The following is a 12,548-nucleotide window of genomic DNA, read 5'->3' as shown; positions in this document are numbered from 1 at the left end:
CCCGCCGGCGGTCGCTGGCGGGAGTCGGCAGGATCAGGCACCGGAACTCGGTCGGCGCCCGGGGCGGAACTTAGCGGGCACATGTTACGGCGCCGTGTCGCACCGGTGCGCTGCCGTCCGCGGGAGGATCGCACCATGACCCCCGCTTCGAGCCCGTCCGACGCCGTGCCCACCCCCGGAGAGCCCCCGACCGCGCGGCGTCCCGGCACGCTCGGGACGCCGGGGACGCCGACGGCGACCCAGGTGCTCCTGCTGGGGTCCGGTGAGCTCGGCAAGGAGGTGGCGATCGAGCTGGTGCGGCTCGGCGTCGAGGTGGTCGCCGTCGACCGGTACGCCGGTGCCCCCGCGATGGCGGTCGCCGCACGGTCGCACGTCGTCGACATGCTCGACCCCGAGGCGCTGCGAGCGGTGCTGGCCCTCGAGCGACCCCACGTCGTCGTGCCGGAGATCGAGGCGATCGCCACGGCCGTGCTCGCCGAGGTGGAGGCGACCGGGGTGCGCGTGGTGCCGACGGCGCGGGCGACCCGGCTGACGATGGACCGCGAGGGCATCCGGCGCCTCGCCGCCGAGGAGCTCGGCGTCCCGACCTCGCCGTACCGGTTCACCGACTCGCTGGAGGGGTTGCGCGCGGCGGTCCACGACCTCGGGCTGCCTGTGGTGGTCAAGCCGGTGATGTCGTCGTCGGGGCACGGGCAGTCGCTGGTGCGGTCGGCCGACGGTCTCGAGGAAGCCTGGCGGGTCGCGCGGACCGGCGGTCGGGCTGCCGCCGCGGACGACGACGCCCCGGTCCGGGTCATCGTCGAGGGTTTCGTGCCCTTCGACACCGAGATCACACTGCTCACCGTGCGGCACGTCGACGGCGTGACGTTCTGCGAGCCCGTCGGGCACACCCAGGTCGACGGCGACTACCGCGAGTCGTGGCAGCCGGCGGCCCTGGACCCGCAGGTGCTGGCGGAGGCGCGGCGCATCGCCGAGCAGGTCACGGGCGCGCTCGGTGGCTTCGGCCTGTTCGGCGTCGAGCTGTTCGTCGTCGGCGACCGCGTCCTCTTCTCCGAGGTGTCCCCGCGCCCGCACGACACCGGGTTGGTCACCTTGGTGTCGCAGGACGTGTCGGAGTTCGGCCTGCACGCACGCGCGGTGCTCGGTCTGCCCGCGCCCGAGCCGCTGCGCCTCGGGGCCGGTTCCGACCAGGAGGCGGCCGCCTCCTGCGCGGTGCTGGCGTCGGGCGACGGCATCCCGGTGTTCACGGGTGTCGACGAGGCGCTGCGGGTGCCGACGGCGCAGGTGCGGCTGTTCGGCAAGCCGGTCGTGCACGGGCACCGGCGGGTCGCGGTCACGCTGGCGCGCGGGACCGACGTGGCGCAGGCGCGCGAGCGGGCGCGCGCGGCGGCGGAGGCCTTGCGCGTCGAGCTGCACTGACGCCGGGCGGGGGCGCCGACCGGATGCGGCCGCCCGACCACCGCGTGACAGTGGAGGAGCGCTCGGCCGAGCGCATCGGTGCTCAGGCGCACCGGCGAGGTGCGCTGCCGGAGGAGGACGGCCACCATGCCTGGACGCAACCCCGGACCCAGCGTCAAGGACAAGGAGCTGTACGAGAAGCTCCGCGACGAGGGCAACTCGAAGGAGAAGAGCGCGCGGATCGCGAACGCGGCGGCCGCCACCTCCCGTTCCGCGGTCGGCCGCAAGGGCGGCCGCAGCGAGCAGTACGAGGAGTGGTCGGTGGACGAGCTGCGCAAGAGGGCCGCGCAGATCGGCATCGAGGGCAGGTCGCACATGCGGAAGGCCCAGCTGGTCGACGCGCTCCGGCACCACTGACGCCGGCGCAACCGGGCGCCGCCTCGCAGGCGGCGTCGCAGGTGTCGGTTACCCTCGCCCGGCGGGACGGTCCGCGCTGACGACTCCGGCGGACGGCACCCTGTCCCACCCCGCCGGCCGGCCTGGTCGGACGAGGGGAGAGGGACATGCTGCTCGCTGCGGTGCTCGGCGTGGCCGCCGGGGCGCTGCTGCCCGTGCAGACGGCGGTCAACACCCGTCTGTCCGCGTCGCTGCGCTCGACGTTCCTGGCGTCGCTGGTGTCCTTCGGCATCGGGACCGTCTTCCTCGCCGTCGTGGTCCTCGTGCTGCGGCCGTCCCTCGCCGTGGGTGCGACGGTGGCGCACCGGCCGTGGTGGATCTGGATCGGCGGCCTGTGCGGCGTCGTCTTCCTCACCCTCAACATGGTGCTGATGCGCCGGCTCGGCGCCTCGGTGACCGTCGTGCTGCCGGTGCTCGGTCAGGTTCTCGGCGGGCTGCTGATCGACGTGACGGGCGCGTTCGGCGTGGCGGTCAGGACGCTGACGGTCTGGCGGGTGCTCGGCACGGCGCTGGTGGTCGTCGGGGCGGTGCTGGTCAACCTGCGCCGCCGCCCGGGCCCGCGGACCGGCGGAGCGCCTACACCGGGCGCCGCCGCGTCGCGCGCCCTGCCGTTGCTCGCCGTGGCGGCGGTGCTGGCGGGGGGCCTGAGCGCCGTCCAGACCACCGTGAACGGCGAGCTGGGGAGGGCGCTCGGCTCGTCGATCGGCGCGTCCCTCGCGTCGTTCCTGGTCGGCACCGTCGCGCTCGTCGTGCTGAACGCCGTGCTGGCGGCGCGGGGCCGCCTGGTCGGGGCCGGCGCGTGGGCGCGTCCGCCGTGGTGGGGCTGGAGCGGCGGTCTGCTTGGTGCGACCTTCGTCGCGGTCAACGCGCTCGACGCACCCCTGCTCGGGACGTCCCTGACCGTCAGCGTCGTGCTCCTGGGTCAGATCGTCGCCGGGCTCGTCGTCGACCACACCGGCGCCCTGGGTGCGATGCGGCGACCCCTGACGGCGCCCCGGCTCGGCGGCGCCGTCCTGGTGCTGGCCGGGATCCTCGCCGTGCGGCTGAGCGGCTGACCGTCAGCCTGCGACGGGTGCGGTCGTGCCCGTCTCGTGCAGCGGGGCGCGGAGCGCCGTGACGAGGCTCGCCGCGTCGTAGGGGCCGACGTGCCGCTTGCCGTTGACGAAGAACGTCGGGGTGGACAGCAGGTCCATCAGGTCGGCGTCGTCGACGTCGTCCTGCACGCGTCGGGACACGTCGCCGTCCTCGAGGTCCCGGGCGAAGCGGTCGACGTCCATCCCCAGCTCGTCGGCGTAGGCGAGCAGGTCCTCGCGCTCCAGGTGGTCCTGCCGGGCGAACATCACCTGCGCGAGGTCGAGGAACCGACCCTGGCGGTCGGCTGCCTCCGCCGCCTCGGCCGCCTCGCGCGCATGGGGGTGCACCCGGACGAGCGGCAGGTGCCGCCACACCCACACCGCGTCGTCGCCGAGCTCGGCGAGCACCTCGTCGACCGACCCGGTGGCTCGGCTGCAGAAGGGGCACTCGAAGTCGCCGTACTCGACGATCACCATCGGGGCGTCGGGCCGGCCGCGGTAGTGGTCGCGCTGGGCGTCGAACGGCCGCAGCAGCGTCTTGCCCACGGCCACCGGCGGCGACCACCGGTCGACGACGGCGAGCAGCGCCCACCCGAGACCGGCGGCGAGCACGGAGGCCACCAGCACCCCCACACGTGCCTGGGCGGCAGCGACCGGGTCCGGGATCGCGATGTCGGCGATCAGCAGGGCGATGGTGAAGCCGATGCCCGAGAGGGCCGCACCGCCCGCGACCCGGCGGAGACGGAGGCCCGGTGCGAGGCGCCCCCAGCTGCTGCGGTCCACCAGCGCGGTCGCGCCGGTGATTCCGACCAGCTTGCCGACCACCAGGCCGAGCACGACGCCCCAGAAGAGCGGGGCTCGCAGCGCGCCGCGCAACGTCCCGGCGTCCAGGGGCACACCGGCGTTGGACAGCGCGAAGACGGGCAGGACGACGAACGACACGAAGGGCGCGACGGCGACCTGCAGCCGCTCGTTGATGGAGATCGACTCCCGCAGGCCGCGGGTCGCGGCGGCGGCGTAGCGGGGGTTGGGCGACTGCCGGAACGCCCGGGTCAGCGCCTCGACGTTCTCCACGTCCCGGCGCCGCGGCGCGAACACCGGGATCAGCAGCGCGACGGCGACGCCGGTCAACGTCGGGTGCACCCCGGCCGCGTGCAGCGCGAACCACAGCACCACGGCGAGCACCCCGTAGACCGGCCCTCGGCCGGACGGCAGGAACCGCACCAGCGCGATGAGCCCGACCGTGACGGCGGCGACCAGCAGCGCGCCGAGCCGCAGGTGGGCGGTGTAGAAGAGGGCGATCACGGTCAGCGCGCCCACGTCGTCGACCACCGCCATGGTCAGCAGGAACACTCGCAGCCGCGCGGGGTGCCGGGGGCGGATCAGGGCCAGCGCGCCGATCAGGAAGGCCGTGTCGGTGGAGATCACCACGCCCCACGCGTGGGCGTCGCCCGACCGGCCGGCCACCAGCAGGAAGATCAGCGCCGGTACGGCGAGGCCGCCGAGCGCAGCCGCCGCGGGCACGACGGCGCGCGCACGCTCGGACAGCTGCCCGATGGTGACCTCGTCCTTGACCTCGAGGCCGACGGCGAAGAAGAAGACCGCCATCAGGGCGTCGTTCACCACCGAGTGCAGGGTGAGCTGGATCGAGGCCGACCCGAGCGACAGGCCCACGGGGGTTCCCCAGAAGGCGCCGTAGCTGTGCCCGACGGGGGAGTTGACCCACACGACAGCCGCGACGGTCGCGGCGACGAGCAGGGCGGCCGACGCGCGGTCCCGGTCCATCCGCGGCGCGCGCGGCGCCGGCGGCGGCGCGCTGGTCAGCTGCAGGTCCGTGCTCATGGGGCCTCCCGTCGACCGTGGGCGTCTGGTCGTGCCAACTGCGGGCACCCGGTCGATCTTCCCCGTCGGCGGTCGGCGCCGACAGGCCCACGGACGAGGGCGCCGGGCGGTCGCGTCGCCCCGGCGCCCTCGCCGTGCTCCGTGGCGCTCAGGACGCCGCGGCAGCCGTGCGGGGCTCGTCGTCCTCGTCGCCGTCGCCCTTGCCCACCGGCGGCAGCAGGTCCACGTCCGTCACGGACACCCCGGGCCCACGGGTGACGACGAAGAACACCGTCTGCCCGACGACGAGGTCCACCTCGGCCGGTTCGGCCACGGCATCGGTGATCGTGACGAGCGTGCCGGCCGAGAGCCGGGACTGCCACGCCTCCACGTCCTTGGCCGATCCGAGCCGCGGCTGACGCACCCGCACCGTCCCCCGCAGCCCGGAGCCGTAGGCGTCACCCCACTCGTGCGTGCCGGCGGCGGTGAACGCGTGCGAGAAGCCCGACTCGTTCACCAGCCGGTCGCTGCCGAAGAACTCCTTCTCGCCGGCGATCGCGAACGGCCACGAGGCGTCGGTGCCGTGCCACATCACCATGTCGCCGGTCCGGATGCGGACGGTCGGCTGGTCGACGACGAAGCGCGTGCCCTCGCGGCGGACCGTGAGCACCGTCTGCGCCATCGCGCCGGCCTCGCCCTCCTCGACCTGCACCGTGAAGGGCGCCGCCGCCGAACCGCGGTGCAACGACCGCACCGCCTCGACAGCCACCGCCTTCGTCGGGTGCGCACCGGCGGCGACCACCCCGTAGCGGTACGTGCCCGGCCTCATGAACCGTTGCGCGTAGCTGTCGGTGAACCGCAGCACGCGGCTGTCCAGCTGGTCCGTGATCATCTCGCCCTCCTCACGCGCTGATGTCCGCGGAGAGCACCAGCTCGTCCTCGGGCGGGTTGTGCTGGACCTCGGCAGCGATCGTGTCGAGGGTGATGGTGACCGCGGGGTCGTTGGCCCCGGCCGCCGGCAGAACCGTGAACAGCTGCGGCTGGGCGTACACCGGGAACCGCGTGCCGCTGATGAACGGCGTGAGGATGGGGCCCAGCAGGCCCGTCAGCCCCGCGACCCCGATGGCGGCGACCACTGCGGCGACGAGCACCGCGAGGAACGGCCCGATGAGCGGCACCCACGCGACGGCTGCTGCCACGGCGGCACCCACCACCGCGAGCATCGCGGCCGTGGTCAGGCCGAACTGCAGGTTGGGCACCCCCTGCACCACGCCCTCGACCTTCCACGTCCCGGCGACCAGGGTGACGGCGATGCCGAGGTCGACCGTGGTCTTGACGTAGTCGGAGAGATCGATCGGCACGGTGACCGTGGGCCAGACGATGTCGATCTTGGGGGTGCACACGTCCCCGACGCACGGGATGTGCACGCAGACCTGCGGGATGTGGATGTCCGGCAGGAAGTCGCCGATGTCCAGCGACAACGACAGGTGCAGGTGCCAGTCCATCCGCAGGTCGGCGACGCGGATGGTCCCCGGCGGGATCAGGTCCACCGTCCCGGGCGACGAGAGCGTCGCGGTGGCGGCGTAGCCCGCCGTGAATGGGCCGAACGAGCTGCTGCCGGAGGACGACTGGGGCGGCAGCCCGGCGGCGAGGGTGGTGAAGATCGTGGTGGCCGCGCCTTCGTCGATCGCGGCGATGATCTCGGGCATCGGTTGCTCCTAGAGGCTTCCGCGGGCCAGCACGGCGTCCGCCTCGATCAGCGGGCCCTGCGCCGGTGTCAGGGTGAAGGCGCCGACCCGGATGGCCGACAGCGGGATGGCGAGCGTGGCCAGCACCGCGCGCAGCACGGTGCCGAGCAGGCACTCGAGCACGGACTCGAGCGAGTCCGGGGTGACGTCGACCAGCTCGATCGCGTCCAGTGCGAAGCCGACGGCGGGCTCACCGCCCGACGAGGTGGGCACGAGGTGCCCGATGGCCGCGACGCCCAGCTCCGTGCAGATCGGGTTGCGCGCCTTGCCGCGGGACTCGTCCCACCGCTCGCGCTCGGCCTTGGCCGCCTCGCGGGCAGCGCGCTCGTCGGCGCCGTGCGCACGGTCCCCGTGCGTCGGGTCGCCCTTGCCGCCGCGACTGGTGCAGTCGACGCACAGCTGCACGGTGGTCGTCAGCGAGAACTCGCCGGGGCCGAGGGTCAGCTCCGGCGGGAGCGGGTCCTCCTGCTTGTACAGGTCCAGGTGAGGCGTGGTGAAGCGGACGTGCCAGTCGATGCCGCCAGTGCCCGGGAACGGGATCGCCGCCATGGCGGTGTCGAACCGGGTGGACACGGGGGTGAACGCCGGCGACCCGTACGACAACAGGTGCGGTCGTGCGGTGGTCAGCGCTGTGACCAGGTCGTTCAGGGCCGACTCGTGTGCGGAGACGAAGACGGCCCACCCTTCGGTGAGACTCATGGTGCCCCTCCTTCTCGCGGTCCGGCTGGTCCGCGACACGAAGGAGGAGGGCGCTCGACACCGGCCAGATACGCCGCTGCCGGTGCCACCGCGGTCGGCGGCACCGGCAGGGCGTCCCCCCCGGACCAGAGCTCAGATGAAGAGCAGCTGCGCGCCTTCCGTCATCTCGATGAAGTCGGAGGCGCTGATGATCGCCTCCACGTCGTCGCGCAGGTCCTCCTTGTCGACGTGGAACATGTCGGCCGACATCCGGCAGGCCCACAACCGGCCGCCCGAGGCGACGATCTGGTCGAGGAACTCCGGCACGGTCGGCACCCCGATGTCGGCGATGGACCGCTTGAGCATCCGGGTGGCCAGCGCCGTCATGCCGGGGGCCGGCGCGAGCGACTGCGGCATCCGCAGGTTGCCCACGGGCAGCCGCATCGCGGCGTTGCCCGCCGGGCTGAACGCCATGTCGTCGGCGCGCTCCGTCATGATCATGTCGAAGCCCCAGAAGGTGAAGAAGAGGTCGACCTGCACGCCTTCGCCGAGGGCCGCGTTGCCCAGGATCAGCCCGGGGTACGCCATGTCGAGGTTGCCCTTGGAGCAGATGATCGCCAGCTTGCGGCCGGTGGGCTCGTCGGACCCGAAGTCGGGCGCGAAGAAGGTCTCGTCGGACATCACACGCATCCCTTCGGCTTGGGCAGGCCGGCGATGTACGCCATCTTCTTGCCGGGCTTGGCGGGGAACAGGGCGAACTGCTCCTTGACGGGGATGCCGCCCACCGCCTGCACGCGACGGGTGGTGGCGGTCTCCTTCTGGTCGAGGAAGTCCTTGCGCAGGAAGCGCACCACCTCCAGGTGGCGCTCGGTGAGCTCGATGCCGATGGCCTTGGCCAGGACGGGGGCGAGCGACTCGTCCCACTCGTCGTACTCGGTGAGGAAGCCTTCCGCGTCGACGTGCACCTGACGGCCGGCGATGGTCGTGACGGGCACGGTGTCTCCGTTCTCTTCGGTGGTGCAGGGTGGTGGCCGGGCCCCGGTCGGGGAGATCCGGGACCCGGGGTGTCAGGCGGGCGTCAGGCGGCGTGCTTGCCGAGCATCGACATCCGCGAGCTGATGGGCAGCGGCCGGTCGGGGAGCAGGAAGTACCAGTAGAGGTAGCGGAAGCCGAGCTTCCCCCAGTGGTTCAGCCGGCTCTCCTTCAGCAGCGGCAGGCCGATGCGCGGCAGCGGGTACGTGCCCGGCAGGGGCTCCACCTCGTAGTTGAAGTCGATCAGCAGCGCCTTGCCGTCACCGCTCTCGATGAAGCAGTTCGAGTGCCCGTCGAACGACGCCGACGGCGCCCGTCCGGCGATCGCGTCCGACACGTTGGTCACCAGGACCGGCATGGAGAAGTGCGCGACCGACCCGGCCTTGGAGGTGGGGAGGTTCGCGGCGTCCCCGACGGCCCAGACGTTCGGGTGGTCGACCGCCTGGAGGGTGTGCGGGTCCACCCGGACGTGGTTGAGCTCGTCACCGAGGCCCGCGCGGGCCACGAAGTCGGCACCCATGTTCACGGGGACCGCGACGAGCAGGTCGAAGTCGACCTCGCGCTCGTCGTAGGACACGATGCGCCCGGCATCGGCGTCGACGTGCTCGAGCAGGAAGTCGGCCTCCATCGAGATGCCCCGGTCACCGAGCATCCCGCCGAGGCGCTTGGAGCAGACCTCCTTGGTGAACGCGCCGTCCAAGGGCGTGACGTACACCAGCTCGGTGGCGTCGCGCAGGCCGCGCGCACGCAGGAAGGCGTCCGCCAGGAAGGTGAACTCGAGCGGCGCGACGGGGCACTTGATCGGGTTGTCGGCGATGTCGACCACCAGCCGGCCGCCCTGGAAGCGGGCGAGCGCCTCGCGCAGGGCGATCGACCCCTCGAGCGTGTAGAACTCGTGCACCCCCCGGGCGAGACCGGCACCGTCGAGCATCCCGGGCGTCTGGTCCGGGCGCGGCGTCGTGCCCGTGGCGATCACCAGCTGGTCGTAGGAGAGCTCGCTCCCGTCCACCAGGCGCACCTTCGCGGCCGCCGTGTCGACGGAGTCGACCTCGCCCGTCACCACGTCCACGCCGCGGGGGAGCACCGCGCGACGGGACCGGACCAGCTGCGACTCGCGGTAGGTGCCGAACGGCAGGAGCAGCTGTCCGGGCTGGTAGACGTGTCGGTCGTCCACGTCCACCACGGTGATGCGATGACCCTGGTCGAGGTGGTGCCGCAGACCCGCTGCCGCCATGGTCCCGGCGGTACCGGCACCGAGGATGAGAACGTGCATCGGTGAGCCCCTTCTCACGGCGCGCCGTCCTCGTCGACGGCGTCCTGAAGTCGACGTTAGGCGTCGTGGCAGGGGGCGCCTGGGCCCAAGGGCCCGGTTACCCCTGGGGGTACCATCGGACCAGGCACGACGTAGGAGAGGATGGCCTCATGCAGCTCGATGTCGACCAGCTGGGGACGGCGATCCACCGGCTCAAGCGCGCCCAGGGCCAGATCGGTGCGGTCGTCCGGATGATCGAGGAGGGCCGGGACTGCGAGGACGTCGTCACGCAGCTCGCCGCCGTCAGCCGGGCCCTCGACCGGGCCGGTTTCGCCATCATCGCCACCGGGATGAAGCAGTGCCTGACCCCCGCAGCCGATGGTGCGCAGGACGAGGACGCCACGGAGCAGCTGGACGTGGCGAAGCTGGAGCGGCTCTTCCTCTCGCTCGCCTGACCGGACGCACCTGACCGGACCGGCCAGGCCCGGACCGCAGCAACCGAGGCCCAGCCGGTCTGGACTCGGCGGCGTCCCGCTGATGCCGTCGGGCCCCTGGCGGGTCGCCGCGCACCCGCCTACGGTGAGCGGTGAGGGCGAGGTGAGTGGGATGCATGCGTCCGTCGGTGACAGCGTCGTCGTCCACGGCCGCACGGTCGGCAGCCACGACCGCAAGGGCGAGATCCTCGAGGTGCACGGTCCGGGCGGGACGGAGCCGTTCCTGGTCCGGTTCGACGACGGGCACGAGGCGTTGATCTTCCCGGGACCCGACCTGTCGCTCGTGCACCACGAGCACGGCGAGGCGCCCCGCGCGGATCTCGCCCCCAGCTCCTGACCGGAGGACGGCGATGGCAGGCAACCGCGGCGCCACGGTGACGGGCGGCGGCGGCGCCGTCTACGGCCTCGGCATGATCGGCGCCCTCGTGTGGTTCTGGCAGCAGGTCGACGGGTTCTGGCCGCACGTCGTGGGCATCCTCAAGGCCCTCGTGTGGCCGGCGTTCCTCGTGTACGAGGCGTTCGGCGCGCTGCACCACTGAGGGGCGCTGCGCTCGCCGTGCGAGGCGGGACCGGCTCGTCCAGGGTGGTGGTCATGCCCAGCCAGCCCCGCCGCGTCGTCGAGGACCCCCGGGTCACCGTCGTGGTGGCCAGCAGGGACCGGCGTGCCGACCTGCTCGCCACCCTCGGGCGGCACCGTGCCCCGGTGATCCTGGTCGACAACGGCTCCTCGGACGGGACGCCGGACGCGGTGCGCCGCGCGCACCCGGACGTCGAGGTGGTCGAGGCCGGACGAAACCTCGCTGCCGCGGGCCGCAACGTCGGCGTGCAGCGGGCTCGCACGCCCTTCGTCGCCTTCGCCGACGACGACTCGTGGTGGGAGCCGGGCGCGCTGCACGCGGCCGCCGAGCTGCTGGACGCCCACCCCGAGGTCGCAGTGGTGCAGGTGGACGTCCTGGTCGGCGAGGAGAACCGTCGCGACCCGTTCTGCGACGAGCTCACGCGCTCGCCGCTGCCCCGCGACGGCGCACCGGCGATCCCCGTCCTCGGGTTCATGGCCTGCGCGGCGATGGTGCGGCGGGAGGACTTCCTGGCAGTCGGAGGGTTCGACGACGTGGTGCGGTTCCCGGGTGAGGAGGAGCGGCTGTCGTGGGATCTCGCCGCCGCCGGTCGTTCGCTGGTGTACCTCCCGGGTCCGGTGGTGCACCACCACCCGTCGCAGCACCGGCACGACCCGTTCTCGCGGCAGCGACGCGTCACCCGGTCGCGCGTCCTGTCCGGGGCGTTGCGGCTGCCGTGGCGGGACGCCGTCGGGCGGGTCGGGGAGGAGTGGCGTGCCGGCGCAGCGCGACGGCAGGGTGTCCTCGACGCCCTGGGGGATCTGCCTGCAGCGGTGCGACAGCGGCGGCCCTTGCCCGGGCCCGTGCTCGCGGACATCGCACTCACGTCCGGCGGCTCCACCTCGCCGAGGGTCAGCCGCCGGACGTAGCCCACGCGGCCGGCACGGGGGCCGGCACGGGGGCGTGCGTCAGGAGCCGCGGCGCGACGCAGCAGCGAGGACGACGGCGCCCGCCACCGCGGCAGCACCGGCCAGCACGCCCTTGTGCAACGTCGCCCAGACCTGGGCGCTCGAGTCCTTGGAGCGGCCGTCGAAGTCACCGTGCGCCCCGTGGTCGCCGGGCACCGGCTCGTACAGGTTGACGCCGAGCGGGGGCGTGGTGTCGGTCGTGGTCTGCTGCGCGTCGTAGCCCGTCCTGGCGAGGTACCGGTCCAGGAGCGGGGCGATCACCCGGTTGCCGAGGATCGTGCCGACCGTCGGGTAGCCCACCCAGGTGGTGCGGCTCGGGTGCAGCGCGACGCGGGCCACCGCCTCCGCGCCGACCTCAGGCTGGTAGATCGGCGGCACGGGCTGGGAGTGGTGGGGGAGCAGGTTCTTCAGCCAGCTGAACTGAACGGTGTTCAGCGCCGGCATGTGCACCATGCACACCGTGATGCCGCTCTTGCGGTGCAGCAGCTCGGTGATCACCGACTCCGTGAAGCCGACCATCGCGTGCTTGGCCCCGCAGTACGCGGACTGCAGCGGGATGCCGCGGAACGCCAGGGCGCTGCCGACCTGGACGATCACGCCGCTGTCCCGCGCGCCCATGTGCCGCAGCGCCGCTCGGGTCCCGTTCACCACCCCGAGGTACGTCACGGCGGTGACGCGCTCGAAGTCGTCGGGCGGGACGTCGACGAACTGGCCGAAGACGCCGGTCATCGCGTTGTTCACCCAGAGGGTGATGGGGCCCAGCGTCTGCTCGACGCGGTCCGCCGCCCGGTCGACGTCCTCGTGCACCGCGACGTCCGTCGGCACGCCGACCGCCCGTCGTCCCGCGTGCGCCACGTCGGCGACCGCGCCGGCCAGCCCGTCGGTCCCGCGTGCCAGCACGCCGACGTCCCACCCCTCGGCGGCCAGCGCGCGCACGATGGCGCGCCCAAGTCCTGCGGAGCCCCCGGTGACGACGGCGACCCCGCGGGGTCCCGGCTCGGCGCCGAGAGACTCCAGGGCCGGGTTCTGCTGCGTGCGGGACGACGTGCCGTGCTGCGTCGTGCTGTCCAT

At 73.3% G+C, this 12,548-nt stretch carries 15 protein-coding genes; 7 read left to right on the top strand and 8 right to left on the bottom strand.

The window, feature by feature from the left end; all coding sequences use genetic code 11:
• Positions 1-135: 135 nt before the first annotated feature.
• The 3 genes from purT to ACFQTY_RS13770 all read left to right on the top strand — a co-directional run bounded on the left by purT (position 136) and on the right by ACFQTY_RS13770 (position 2,909).
• On the top strand, positions 136-1,419 hold the full coding sequence (gene purT, locus ACFQTY_RS13780; RefSeq protein WP_378101385.1) for a formate-dependent phosphoribosylglycinamide formyltransferase: 1,284 nt from the start codon (positions 136-138) through the stop codon (positions 1,417-1,419).
• 126 nt (positions 1,420-1,545) lie between these two features.
• Positions 1,546-1,815, top strand: coding sequence for a Rho termination factor N-terminal domain-containing protein (locus ACFQTY_RS13775; protein WP_291757458.1), 270 nt, complete (start codon positions 1,546-1,548; stop codon positions 1,813-1,815).
• A 146-nt stretch (positions 1,816-1,961) separates the two neighbouring features.
• Positions 1,962-2,909 carry a DMT family transporter gene (locus ACFQTY_RS13770; protein WP_378101382.1) on the top strand — a complete coding sequence of 316 codons (948 nt, stop codon included), beginning with the start codon at positions 1,962-1,964 and terminating at the stop codon, positions 2,907-2,909.
• Between the two features lie 3 nt (positions 2,910-2,912).
• On the opposite strand, the gene nhaA is transcribed toward ACFQTY_RS13770, so the two are convergent.
• From nhaA to ACFQTY_RS13735, 7 genes are all read right to left on the bottom strand, one after another.
• Positions 2,913-4,769, bottom strand: a complete 1,857-nt coding sequence (gene nhaA, locus ACFQTY_RS13765; protein WP_378101379.1) for a Na+/H+ antiporter NhaA — start codon at positions 4,767-4,769, stop codon at positions 2,913-2,915.
• A 148-nt stretch (positions 4,770-4,917) separates the two neighbouring features.
• Positions 4,918-5,640 (bottom strand): hypothetical protein, encoded by a 723-nt coding sequence (locus ACFQTY_RS13760; RefSeq protein WP_378101376.1) that lies wholly within the window; start codon positions 5,638-5,640, stop codon positions 4,918-4,920.
• Between the two features lie 10 nt (positions 5,641-5,650).
• Positions 5,651-6,457, bottom strand: a complete 807-nt coding sequence (locus ACFQTY_RS13755; protein ID WP_378101373.1) for a hypothetical protein — start codon at positions 6,455-6,457, stop codon at positions 5,651-5,653.
• 9 nt (positions 6,458-6,466) lie between these two features.
• Complete coding sequence (locus tag ACFQTY_RS13750; protein ID WP_378101371.1) at positions 6,467-7,195, bottom strand: hypothetical protein; 729 nt, start codon at positions 7,193-7,195, stop codon at positions 6,467-6,469.
• A 132-nt stretch (positions 7,196-7,327) separates the two neighbouring features.
• Positions 7,328-7,855 (bottom strand): DsrE/DsrF/DrsH-like family protein, encoded by a 528-nt coding sequence (locus ACFQTY_RS13745; RefSeq protein WP_378101369.1) that lies wholly within the window; start codon positions 7,853-7,855, stop codon positions 7,328-7,330.
• On the bottom strand, positions 7,855-8,169 hold the full coding sequence (locus ACFQTY_RS13740; RefSeq protein WP_378101366.1) for a TusE/DsrC/DsvC family sulfur relay protein: 315 nt from the start codon (positions 8,167-8,169) through the stop codon (positions 7,855-7,857). The genes ACFQTY_RS13745 and ACFQTY_RS13740 overlap by 1 nt, the downstream gene beginning before the upstream one ends.
• A gap of 83 nt (positions 8,170-8,252) precedes the next feature.
• Positions 8,253-9,479: an FAD/NAD(P)-binding oxidoreductase gene (locus tag ACFQTY_RS13735; protein WP_378101364.1), complete on the bottom strand. Its 1,227-nt coding sequence runs from the start codon at positions 9,477-9,479 to the stop codon at positions 8,253-8,255.
• Between the two features lie 149 nt (positions 9,480-9,628).
• Between ACFQTY_RS13735 and ACFQTY_RS13730 the strand changes: the two genes are divergently transcribed.
• From ACFQTY_RS13730 to ACFQTY_RS13715, 4 genes are all read left to right on the top strand, one after another.
• Positions 9,629-9,913 carry a metal-sensitive transcriptional regulator gene (locus ACFQTY_RS13730; RefSeq protein WP_337972676.1) on the top strand — a complete coding sequence of 95 codons (285 nt, stop codon included), beginning with the start codon at positions 9,629-9,631 and terminating at the stop codon, positions 9,911-9,913.
• Between the two features lie 151 nt (positions 9,914-10,064).
• Positions 10,065-10,289, top strand: a complete 225-nt coding sequence (locus ACFQTY_RS13725) for a DUF1918 domain-containing protein (RefSeq protein ID WP_378101360.1) — start codon at positions 10,065-10,067, stop codon at positions 10,287-10,289.
• A gap of 13 nt (positions 10,290-10,302) precedes the next feature.
• On the top strand, positions 10,303-10,491 hold the full coding sequence (locus ACFQTY_RS13720; RefSeq protein WP_378101358.1) for a hypothetical protein: 189 nt from the start codon (positions 10,303-10,305) through the stop codon (positions 10,489-10,491).
• A 53-nt stretch (positions 10,492-10,544) separates the two neighbouring features.
• On the top strand, positions 10,545-11,438 hold the full coding sequence (locus tag ACFQTY_RS13715; protein ID WP_378101356.1) for a glycosyltransferase family 2 protein: 894 nt from the start codon (positions 10,545-10,547) through the stop codon (positions 11,436-11,438).
• Positions 11,439-11,477: 39 nt separating this feature from the next.
• On the opposite strand, the gene ACFQTY_RS13710 is transcribed toward ACFQTY_RS13715, so the two are convergent.
• Positions 11,478-12,548, bottom strand: coding sequence for an SDR family oxidoreductase (locus ACFQTY_RS13710; protein WP_378101353.1), 1,071 nt, complete (start codon positions 12,546-12,548; stop codon positions 11,478-11,480).

This window comes from Cellulomonas sp. T2.31MG-18, assembly GCF_964266755.1.
Lineage (GTDB): Bacteria > Actinomycetota > Actinomycetes > Actinomycetales > Cellulomonadaceae > Cellulomonas.
Note: the sequence above shows the minus strand (reverse complement) of the source record. Positions and strands in the feature narration are given on the sequence as shown.

Bases quoted from the DNA above. Each gene is read 5' to 3' on its own strand.
- purT (WP_378101385.1), top strand. From the start codon at position 136: ATGACCCCCGCTTCGAGCCCGTCCGACGCCGTGCCCACCCCCGGAGAG.
- ACFQTY_RS13775 (WP_291757458.1), top strand. From the start codon at position 1,546: ATGCCTGGACGCAACCCCGGACCCAGCGTCAAGGACAAGGAGCTGTAC.
- ACFQTY_RS13770 (WP_378101382.1), top strand. From the start codon at position 1,962: ATGCTGCTCGCTGCGGTGCTCGGCGTGGCCGCCGGGGCGCTGCTGCCC.
- nhaA (WP_378101379.1), bottom strand. From the start codon at position 4,769: ATGAGCACGGACCTGCAGCTGACCAGCGCGCCGCCGCCGGCGCCGCGC.
- ACFQTY_RS13760 (WP_378101376.1), bottom strand. From the start codon at position 5,640: ATGATCACGGACCAGCTGGACAGCCGCGTGCTGCGGTTCACCGACAGC.
- ACFQTY_RS13755 (WP_378101373.1), bottom strand. From the start codon at position 6,457: ATGCCCGAGATCATCGCCGCGATCGACGAAGGCGCGGCCACCACGATC.
- ACFQTY_RS13750 (WP_378101371.1), bottom strand. From the start codon at position 7,195: ATGAGTCTCACCGAAGGGTGGGCCGTCTTCGTCTCCGCACACGAGTCG.
- ACFQTY_RS13745 (WP_378101369.1), bottom strand. From the start codon at position 7,855: ATGTCCGACGAGACCTTCTTCGCGCCCGACTTCGGGTCCGACGAGCCC.
- ACFQTY_RS13735 (WP_378101364.1), bottom strand. From the start codon at position 9,479: ATGCACGTTCTCATCCTCGGTGCCGGTACCGCCGGGACCATGGCGGCA.
- ACFQTY_RS13730 (WP_337972676.1), top strand. From the start codon at position 9,629: ATGCAGCTCGATGTCGACCAGCTGGGGACGGCGATCCACCGGCTCAAG.
- ACFQTY_RS13725 (WP_378101360.1), top strand. From the start codon at position 10,065: ATGCATGCGTCCGTCGGTGACAGCGTCGTCGTCCACGGCCGCACGGTC.
- ACFQTY_RS13720 (WP_378101358.1), top strand. From the start codon at position 10,303: ATGGCAGGCAACCGCGGCGCCACGGTGACGGGCGGCGGCGGCGCCGTC.
- ACFQTY_RS13715 (WP_378101356.1), top strand. From the start codon at position 10,545: ATGCCCAGCCAGCCCCGCCGCGTCGTCGAGGACCCCCGGGTCACCGTC.
- ACFQTY_RS13710 (WP_378101353.1), bottom strand. From the start codon at position 12,548: ATGGACAGCACGACGCAGCACGGCACGTCGTCCCGCACGCAGCAGAAC.